We start from the raw sequence: 2129 nt of genomic DNA, 5'->3' as shown, positions 1-2129 counted from the left end.
GCGTGCTTGCTGCACTCGTTTGGCTACGCATATTGATGTTTCTCCTGTAGGTTGTTGAGTCGGGTGGGCATCGCCCACCGAAACCCAATTACGTAATATTTCAAACATCAAGTATGAATCTTAGGAAATAATACTAGGTAGTTTCATCAGACTTAACAGCCGCTTGCTCTGCACCAGTTTTTATCCGAGTGTTAGTGCCTTTGCGAATGCGATCGCTCTTACGCACACCACCAGCCTTGACATATTCGGCGCTGTCTTTGCCGTATCTCCCTCCAACTGACATCAGCATATTTTCACACAACACACTCAAGCTTTTTTCTAGCTGTTCAATATCAGTTCTAGAAGCATCAATTACAGCTAGAGCATTATTATGAGTGTTGAGCTTGGCGCGTAATTGCTCAATTTGTTGTTGCATATTTTGCAAGTTGTTAGAATGGCCAAAATCAAGATTCTGATCGATGGTTTGCATTCCAGAAACTCTCTGTTGAGCTTTTTCGAGAATGCGAGATGAACGTTTGGCTAGAGTCATAAATTATTCCTCATAAATTTTTCTCGTACAGCACGGCGTAAAAAAATTAACTTTATTTTAAATTTCGCTTCGCGGTACTACTGTTAGCTTGTCTTAAAACAGCAGTATTCCGGCTCAGGGAAAATCACAAATATTTAGCTTTTTTTAACAATATTTTAGGGATATAATTCTGTAATTATGCGTAATCTGTAGCCATTGCCCCTTAGAGTTCTCTAAGTTGTAGCAGCACAATTTGTTATCACCTAGTGCAACCTCTTGACGCAGAAAATTAACTCGTTGGTTATAAATGAGATGATGTTCTTTATGGATGAGTACTCATTGATAAACAACCCGATCTCGTTGGTCACAAATGAGTTGAGGTTCTCTATGGATGAGTACTCTTTGATAAACAACCCGATCTAGTTGGTCACAAATGAGTTGAGGTTCTCTATGGATGAGTACTCATTGATAAGCAACCCGATCTGGTTGGTCACGAATGGGTTGAGGTTCTCTATGGATGAGGTGATTTTGCTAAAGAAAGCTGATTTTGCGTAGACGCAGCATCGGCTTGTCGTAGACATCGCAGTTGTGAACAGACAGAGTGCGATCGCTTTATATAATTTGAACAGAATACTGGGTGATTTGATGATTTCCCAAGCGCCGACCACGCTTAAATATAGGATGTTACCCGAATCTGCGATCGCATTACGAGCATTAGCGGATAATTAAGGGTGGTTTAGTAGGGGATGCCTACGCTTAGTGTACTGTCCAATAAATTTGCGCGATCGCAGTTGTGAAGAGACAGCGTCCTTTCAATTACGAATTATGAATTACAAATTATTTCCACCATCGGCCCATATCTATAATGGCACGGGCAACTTCTTCCGTTGCAACTTCACCACCTAACGCAAAGATAACTGGAAACAATGCGTTAATATCTTGTAGCAAGTTAGGGCGAGTGCGAACAGATAACTCATCAAGTGTATCTTGCCACAAGGAGAAAAGTTTAGCATTCGGTATTTTTGACAGACCCGAAGCTAAGGCACTGAGGGCTAAGGCGCGATATTCCTTAGACTGAATTTCCCTGGAGGCTTTGAGTACTTCTGGCAATAACTGTGGTGGCAGTTTGTCGGCTAAAGCACTGAGGGCATCGACGCGGTATTTCTCAGACCGAATTTCCCTGGCGGTGGTGAGTGCTTCTGGCAATAACTGTGGTGGCAGTCTGTCGGCTAAGGCATTGAGAGCAGAGGCGCGAAAATACTCATCCTGAATAGCCCTGGCGGCATTGAGTGCTTCTGGCAATACTTCTGGCAGTTTGTCGGCTAAGGCATTGAGAGCAGAGGCGCGAGAATACTCATCCTGAATAGCCCTGCTAGCGGCATTGAGTGCTTCTGGCAATACCTCTGGCAGTTTATCAGCTAAGGCTCTGAGAGCAGAAGCGCGAAAATACTCATCCTGAATAGCTCTAGCGGCGTTGAGTGCTTCTGGCAATACCTCTGGCAGTTTGTCAGCTAAGGCTCTGAGGGCAGAGATGCGCTCCCTCTCATCCTGAATAGCCCTGGCGGCGTTGAGTGCTTCTGGCAACAACTCTGGCAGTTTATCAGCTAAAGCACTCAGAGCA

At 44.1% G+C, this 2129-nt stretch carries 2 protein-coding genes and 1 pseudogene; 1 reads left to right on the top strand and 2 read right to left on the bottom strand.

Translation table 11 applies throughout. The features are described from left to right. Positions 1 to 133: 133 nt before the first annotated feature. Positions 134 to 529, bottom strand: a complete 396-nt coding sequence (locus BV372_RS33390) for a hypothetical protein (RefSeq protein WP_086691597.1) — start codon at positions 527 to 529, stop codon at positions 134 to 136. Between the two features lie 567 nt (positions 530 to 1096). Here BV372_RS33390 and BV372_RS36940 point away from each other — a divergent pair. After that, positions 1097 to 1237 carry a hypothetical protein gene (locus tag BV372_RS36940; protein ID WP_179198325.1) on the top strand — a complete coding sequence of 47 codons (141 nt, stop codon included), beginning with the start codon at positions 1097 to 1099 and terminating at the stop codon, positions 1235 to 1237. A gap of 108 nt (positions 1238 to 1345) precedes the next feature. Here the strand turns inward: BV372_RS36940 and BV372_RS36935 are convergent. Then, positions 1346 to 2129 (bottom strand): annotated as a pseudogene (locus tag BV372_RS36935) (hypothetical protein); the annotation flags it as partial.

The sequence above is a fragment of the Nostoc sp. T09 genome, from assembly GCF_002154695.1.
Classification (GTDB): Bacteria; Cyanobacteriota; Cyanobacteriia; order Cyanobacteriales; family Nostocaceae; genus Aulosira.
This window is presented reverse-complemented; position numbering and strand designations above follow the sequence as displayed.

What these genes read in the sequence shown, in the direction of transcription:
- BV372_RS33390 (WP_086691597.1), bottom strand. Translation starts at nt 529, where the DNA reads ATGACTCTAGCCAAACGTTCATCTCGCATTCTCGAAAAAGCTCAACAG.